This is a genomic window from Rhodococcus sp. EPR-157 (assembly GCF_001647195.1).
Classification (GTDB): Bacteria; Actinomycetota; Actinomycetes; order Mycobacteriales; family Mycobacteriaceae; genus Rhodococcoides.
On sequence record NZ_LVCV01000539.1, the window covers coordinates 1 to 7394 of the forward strand.

Sequence of the window (7394 nt, forward strand, 5' to 3'; positions counted from 1 at the left end):
AGACGTCGGTCTGTTTCAGAGTCAGGCCCCAACTCACTGGAGAAGTCCAGTATCAACCGGACACACCCATACTCACAGTCTGTTTCGGTCACTTGCGGTGAGCGAAAGCCTGTTTGGGTCACTCTGAGTGTGCGACTGACTCATTCGGTCACCGGCGCTCTAGCGAATGTCTCATTCGGTCACCTGAGGTTCGCCGAAAACCAGTCGCTTTGCGAACGAATCCGCCGCACACTGCTGTCATGACGACGACACCGCCCGAGCGCATCGAACTCGACCAAATCGTCATCCGACGCGAAACGGACGACGACGCTCAGAGGGTCGCCGACGCCATCGCGTCGAACATTTCGCGATTGGCCCCGTGGATGGAGTGGGCCGTCGACAGTGCCGTGAGCGTCGATACGCAGCGCAGCAGAATTGCCGACGCCGCCGTGCAGTGGAACTCGGGCAGCGTCTACGACTACATCGTCGTCGACCAGTCGAAAAACGAGGTGCTAGGAAAGATCGGTCTCCATCGAACTGCCGAAGACGTACTCGAGATCGGATACTGGTTGACCGGAGCTGCCGAGGGTCGAGGAATCGCGACGAGAGCCAGCTCGGCACTAACCATGATCGCGGCCGGGATGGACGGAGTCTGTCGCGTCGAAATTCATTGTGATGCAGCGAATGCGCGAAGCCAAGCGGTACCCGAACGGTTGGGGTACCGCTTGGATCGCGTCGTCGACCACCCGGTCACCACATCGCACCAGACCGGCAGGCAGATGATCTGGATCTACGACGCAGCACGGTAGCGGGTGCCGCGCGGTACGGCGATGATGTTGGGACGTGGTCGTTCCTGCGCCCTCTGATACGCGCGACGAAGTTCTTCGATAACTCTCTGTGGTTCTTCTGCAATCATTTTCGGCGTGAAAGCCGTCACGATGACACCATGGCCTTCCGCACCGGCACGTCGCTTGACGGTCTTTTCGTAATCCGCAGGACTCGCGTGGTGTAGGTACGAATCGATTTCGTTGGCAAGCGCGACCTCGTCGAACCACCTGTCTGTGTTCATGATGAACACACCGTCCTCCGTGTACAGATCGACGTTGGCTTGGCTCGGTGGTAGGCCGCTGCGCTCGTACAACTTCTCGGCGTCCACCTCGGCCACGGAATGCGCACCACCGAGGAGTTCATGCAACGCACGACGCGGAACAGCGCTGCCTCGACCGCAACCGTCGTCCAGCTCTGTGAGCAGCGACCCGACGTCGACGACGCCGCGTTGAACGACCTCGGCGATCAGGGCGATACACGTCCGACGATCGCGAATTCGCCGGGCCGCGTCGAGCAAGCATCGATCTATCGGTGCCACCGGTAGACCCATTTTGATCGTTGCAGCCGGCATTCGTTCTGTTCGCTCGGTGACGATGAACGACACATCTTTGCGGTGCCGCTCGGGCGGTATCAGTAACAAAATACCCGCCGACGACTTGGACGCACCGAACCCGTGGAGCGCGAGACCGGCCCGGCCACTCAGCATCGAGCCGTCGCCGCCGTACATGCTGGCGGCAGTGTCGCGCTGGTGTCGGGACGGTTGACCGTTGTGCAGCAGAACAAGTCCCGGCAAGATTCGCTGCCACGGTCCACCCGATGTTCTGTCCACGATCGTCTTTGCTCCCACCCCCATCGCCTTGAGTACGGTCGTCCTGATGACCCCGTTCTTCGATTTCTGTTGCAGCGCGTATTCGTCGTCTGCCCATCCCCCACGTTTCATGGCACACATAGAAACCCAGGGGTGCGACAAATATGGCCGGTCGACCGCGCCCCCTGTGGATCACTTCCTAGGTTGTGGATGAATTCTCGGGGCTATGAGGTGACCGAATGAGACAGTCGCTTCGCCCCCAAGTGACCGAATGAGACATTCGCTAGTGCGCCGGTGACCGAATGAGTCAGTCGCACACTCAGAGTGACTCAGACAGACTTTCGGTCCCAACCCAACCCCCAACAACCCAACCCCCCACCCCACCCCAACCCAAGCCCCACACCCACCCGCCCCGCTCGACGCCCCGGCCGATGGCCCGTACCGTTGAGGGTGTGTCGGGGGCCACATGGGGGCCCCTGACGCAATGGAACCTGGGGAGGGAAAGCATGGCTATATCGGACATTCAGGAGTACGCCCATCTTACCGAGGCGGATATCGAGGCCTTGGGTGCGGAATTGGACGCTATTCGGCGCGATGTGGAGGATTCACGGGGAGAGCGCGACGCCCGATACATTCAGCGGACCATCACGTTCCAGCGATCGCTGGTAGTAGCGGGCCGTCTGGTTCTGTTCGCGAGCAGGAAGCGCCCGGCGTGGTTGCTGGGTTCGGCGATGCTCGGGGTCGGCAAGATCATCGAGAACATGGAGCTGGGCCACAACGTCATTCACGGCCAATGGGATTGGATGAACGATCCCGAGATCCACTCCAGTAACTGGGAGTGGGACAACACCTGCCCGTCGTCCGGTTGGAAGCACTCGCACAATTTCACGCACCACAAGTACACCAACATCGTCGGCCTGGACAACGATGTCGGCTACGGTGTCCTGCGTATCACCCGCGACCAGGAGTGGCACCCCAAGTACCTCGCGCAGCCCCTGGTCAACGCACTTCTGGCTACGTTCTTCGAGTGGGGCGTCGCACTGCATCACCTCGAGACCGACAAGCTTCGTACCGGTGAGGTGAAGTGGGAAGACAAGAAGGAAATGGCGATCGATGTGCTGCGCAAGATCGGCAGGCAGATCGGCAAGGACTACATCCTCTTCCCGCTGCTGACCGGGCCGGCGTGGAAGTCGACATTGACTGCCAACGCGACCGCGAACTTCATCCGCAACTACTGGACGTACGGCGTCATCTTCTGTGGGCACTTCCCGGACGGTGCGGAGAAATTCACGCTCGAGGAGTACGAGACCGAGACTCAGCCGGAGTGGTATCTGCGTCAGATGCTGGGCAGCGCCAACTTCCGGGCCGGCCCCGTGCTCGCGTTCATGAGCGGCAACCTCTGCTACCAGATCGAGCACCACCTCTTTCCGGACCTGCCGAGCAACCGGTATGCCGAGATTGCGGTCAAGATTCGCGCTCTGTGCGACAAATACGACCTGCCGTACACGACGGGATCGTTGCCGCACCAGTACGGCCAGACGCTCAGGACCATCCTCAAGCTCTCGCTCCCCAACCGGTTCCTGTCCGCCACCGCCGACGACGCACCCGAAACATCCTCGGAGCTGAAGTTCCGTATCCGCGGCGGCATGAAGGAAGTGTTCGGCGTCGATCCGGAGACCGGCAAGCGTCGTGGTCTGCGGACAGCACTCGCCATGGCCGGCAAGCACACCGCAGTACGTCAGCACTGAGACTGGTACCCGGAAAGGGTGATAACCGCAGTCCACACTCCGAATGGACAGCACTACCCTCGCCGTCGGCGCTACCGTTGCCCTTGGATACGAGGTAGCGCTGACGGCAGGAGTGGGCATTGACCAGAACATCGGTCTCGATGGAGGAATCGGAGCACGTCGACAAGCACGTCGAGAAGAAGGCCCCACGAGCGTTCGTGCCGCCCGAGCACGGCCCACTTCGACAGGTTCCGCACATCGCCGGACTCGTCCTCGGAATCTTCGCGGTGCTCGTGTTCCTCTGGAGTCTCTCGCCCGCTCTACGTGTGGTGATTCGGGTTCCCCGCGAGTTCGTCGACAACTACTACATCGACGCGCCGGACACCTCGCTTGCCTGGGCGCTCGTCGTTGGCCTCACCGCGGCAGCCCTCGCGAGCCGCAAGCGCATCGCGTGGTGGTTCCTGACGGTGTATCTCGTCCTCGTCTCGTTGAACAACCTGAGTGAAGGACTCAACGGCAGGGACATCAACGCGTGGGTTGCACTGGGCGTCCACATCGTCATCCTCGGCATCCTCATTGCGGCACGCAAGGAGTTCTACACGCGGGTTCGACGCGGCGCCGCGTGGAAAGCACTCGGGGTTCTGGTGCTCGGCGCGGTGGTCGGCACACTCGTCGGGTGGGGTCTCGTCGCACTGTTCCCCGGCACACTCCCGGAGAGCCAGACGTTCCTGTGGGCGTTCAACCGGGTCACCGCACTCGCGACGGTCGACAACGAGCAGTTCGACGGTCGACCACACGGATTCGTCAACACCCTCCTGGGTTTGTTCGGCGCACTCGCGCTGCTGGCCGCGGTCGTGACGCTGTTCCGCTCGCAACGCTCGTCGAACGCACTGACCGGCAGCGACGAGTCCGCCCTTCGCGGCCTCCTCGACAAATGGGGAGCAGACGACTCCCTCGGATACTTCGCCACCCGTCGCGACAAGGGCGTCGTCTTCGCGCCGAGTGGAAAGGCCGCGGTGACGTATCGCGTCGAGGTCGGTGTCTGTCTCGCCAGCGGTGATCCCATCGGAAATCCCGAGGCCTGGCCGCATGCCATCGAGGCCTGGCTGGAACTCACCGAGAAGTACGGGTGGAGTCCAGCGGTCATGGGCGCCAGCGAAAACGGTGCGACGGCGTTCAAGCGCGCGGGACTCAGCGTCCTCCAACTCGGCGACGAAGCCATTCTTTACACCAAACAGTTCAACGTGAGCGGACGGGAGATGCGCCCCGTTCGCCAGGCCGTCAACCGCGCCCGCAACGCCGGCGTCACGACAACCATCAGGCGTCACCGCGATATCCCGGCGCAGGAGATGGCCGAGATCATCGAGTGCGCGGACAAATGGCGCGACACCGAGACCGAGCGTGGATTCTCGATGGCCCTCGGCCGTCTCGGAGATCCACTCGACGGCGACTGCCTGCTCGTTCAGGCGCGGCAGGACGAGAAGACGGTGGCCGTTCTCTCGCTCGCGCCGTGGGGACGCACCGGCGTGTCACTCGATCTGATGCGACGCGACCCGCAGTCCCCCAACGGGGTCATCGAGCTGCTGGTGACGGACCTGGCGACCGGAGGTGACCAGTTCGGCATTTCCAAGATCTCCCTGAACTTCGCCGTGTTCCGTGCTGTCTTCGAAGAAGGAAGCCGCATCGGTGCTGGTCCAGTGCTTCGCATTTGGCGTTCGGTGCTCGTGTTCTTCTCCCGCTGGTGGCAGTTGGAGGCGCTGTATCGCTCCAACCTCAAGTACCAGCCCGACTGGGAGCCGAGGTACCTCTGCTTCGCCGACAATCGCGAACTTCCCAAGGTCGGCATCGCATCCGCCATCGCCGAGGGATTCCTGACGCTCCCCAGCTTCCGGCGCGCCAGCAAGCACACCGGCAGCCATGTCGCGGTGCCCGCGAACCTCGTCGGAAGCGAGGACATCCACGCGGACGGCAGCGGGCCACGAGGCGGTGGCCTCGATCTGCTCGACGACGAGAAGCCACGGACCGGTCCCAAGCGTCCCGATCAGGTGCGTGTGCGCATCTCCAAGCTGGATCGTCTGACCAGTGAGGGCATCGAGGGCTATCCCGTCGCCCAAGCCCCAACACATTCCGTCGCCGAGGCACTTGCCGCACCGCAAGGCACGACAGTCCGAATTGCGGGACGGATACTGCGGATTCGTGACTACGGCGGCGTCGCGTTCGCCCTGGTTCGAGACTGGACCGACGACATCCAGGTGCTCTTCGACCGCGCACAGGTCGGCGAGAGGATGGACAGCTTCGACTCCGACTTCGACCTCGGTGATCTCATCGAGGTCAGCGGAGTGATCGGGCGCAGCAAGAAGGGCGAGTTCTCGCTGCTCGCGTCGGATTGGCGCATGAACGCCAAATGCCTGCACCCCCTGCCGGACAAGTGGAAGGGACTGACCGATCCGGAGTCGCGTGTTCGTCAGCGGTACGTCGATCTCGCGATCAATCGCAGCGCGCGGGAGCTGATGATCGCGCGCAGCAATGTCGTGAAATCCCTGCGTGATTCGCTGTCCGACCGCGGCTACATGGAGGTCGAGACCCCGATCCTGCAGCAGGTGCACGGCGGTGCCAACGCCGCGCCGTTCATCACGCACATCAATGCCTACAACCTCGACCTGTACCTACGCATCGCCCCGGAGCTGTACCTGAAGCGGCTGTGTGTCGGCGGCATGGACAAGGTCTTCGAGATCGGCCGCGTGTTCCGCAACGAAGGCGCCGACTTCAAGCACAACCCGGAGTTCACCATCCTCGAGGCGTACGAGGCGCACAGTGACTACGAACGCGCAATGGTGCTGTGCCGCGAGCTGATTCAGAGGGCAGCCGTGGCCGCACACGGACGCGAGATCGTGCTGCGACCCGACGGCCCCAACGGCGAGATGATCGAGATCGACATCTCGGGTGAGTGGCCGGTCAAGACACTGCACGGAGCCGTCGCGGAGAAACTCGGCATCGACGTTGCACCACACACCCCGCTCGAGGACTTGCAGCGCATCTGCGACGAGAACGACATTCCGTACGAAAAGGACTGGGATGCAGGGGCAGTCGCACAGGGAATGTACGAGCACGTAGTAGAGGACTACACCGAGTTCCCGACGTTCTACAAGGACTTCCCGACGTCGATGTCGCCGCTGACCAGACCACACCGGTCCATCCCCGGCGTCGCCGAGAAGTGGGACCTCGTCGCTTGGGGGGTCGAACTCGGCACCGCCTACAGCGAGCTGACCGACCCGGTCGATCAGCGCCAGCGTCTGACCGAGCAGTCGATGCTCGCTGCAGGCGGCGACGAAGAAGCGATGTCGCTCGACGAGGACTTCCTGCAGGCACTCGAATACGGCATGCCGCCGACCGGCGGCCTCGGCATGGGCGTCGACCGCGTCGTCATGCTCATCACCGGAGGCAGCATTCGGGAGACCCTCGCGTTCCCGCTCGCCAAACCGCGACAGTAGATGTTTCACATGAGACAACGGCTTCACTCTGCCCTGCAGCCGCCGGGCCGATTCGTGACGGTCGACGGACTCGAGACTCATGTCGTGGTCACCGGCGCCGGCCCGACGGTGGTGCTGTGTGGCGGTCTGGGAGGCAACTGGTTCGACTGGGACGACTGCGCCCGCATTCTGTCGGCGTTTCACACGGTCGTCGTGTTCGACCGGCCCGGATTCGGACTCAGTGAACCGTTCCCGCGCGGAACGACACCGACCGTCGCCGGTGAAGCACACCGCATCCTCGGGGTTCTCGACGCGCTGGCGCTGACGACGCCCGCTGTCGTCGTCGGGCATTCTCTTGCCGGTTTCTACGTGGAGGCGTTCGCTCGGCTCGAGCCAGAGCGGACGGCCGGAGTGCTACTGCTCGATTCGAGTGCCGAGCGCGATCCGTGGGCCGTGATCCCCAAACGCATCCGCGTCGCTGCGGCCTACTAGTACTTTGTTAGGTTGGGAATCTGTGGTGGCAGTGCGGGCAGGTTCCGATCCAGATGGCAAGTGCGCGTTGAAGAATGCGGAGTATGCCGT

At 62.8% G+C, this 7394-nt stretch carries 4 protein-coding genes and 1 pseudogene; 4 read left to right on the plus strand and 1 reads right to left on the minus strand.

The window, feature by feature from the left end; genetic code table 11:
• Positions 1-239: 239 nt before the first annotated feature.
• Entirely contained in the window at positions 240-788 is a 549-nt protein-coding gene (locus A2J03_RS23955) for a GNAT family N-acetyltransferase (protein ID WP_068378983.1), read from the plus strand.
• Here A2J03_RS23955 and A2J03_RS23960 read toward each other — a convergent pair.
• Positions 770-1747: a hypothetical protein gene (locus A2J03_RS23960; protein ID WP_068378996.1), complete on the minus strand. Its 978-nt coding sequence runs from the start codon at positions 1745-1747 to the stop codon at positions 770-772. The two genes, A2J03_RS23955 and A2J03_RS23960, sit on opposite strands and share 19 nt — an antisense overlap.
• Before the next feature lie 374 nt (positions 1748-2121).
• Here A2J03_RS23960 and A2J03_RS23965 point away from each other — a divergent pair, with 374 nt between their 5' ends.
• The 3 genes and pseudogenes from A2J03_RS23965 to A2J03_RS23975 form a co-directional block, all read left to right on the plus strand.
• Positions 2122-3363 carry a fatty acid desaturase family protein gene (locus A2J03_RS23965; RefSeq protein ID WP_068378985.1) on the plus strand — a complete coding sequence of 414 codons (1242 nt, stop codon included), beginning with the start codon at positions 2122-2124 and terminating at the stop codon, positions 3361-3363.
• A 119-nt stretch (positions 3364-3482) separates the two neighbouring features.
• Complete coding sequence (gene lysX, locus A2J03_RS23970; protein WP_068378988.1) at positions 3483-6833, plus strand: bifunctional lysylphosphatidylglycerol synthetase/lysine--tRNA ligase LysX; 3351 nt, start codon at positions 3483-3485, stop codon at positions 6831-6833.
• A gap of 9 nt (positions 6834-6842) precedes the next feature.
• Positions 6843-7289 (plus strand): annotated as a pseudogene (locus tag A2J03_RS23975) (alpha/beta fold hydrolase); the annotation flags it as partial.
• Positions 7290-7394 lie beyond the last annotated feature (105 nt).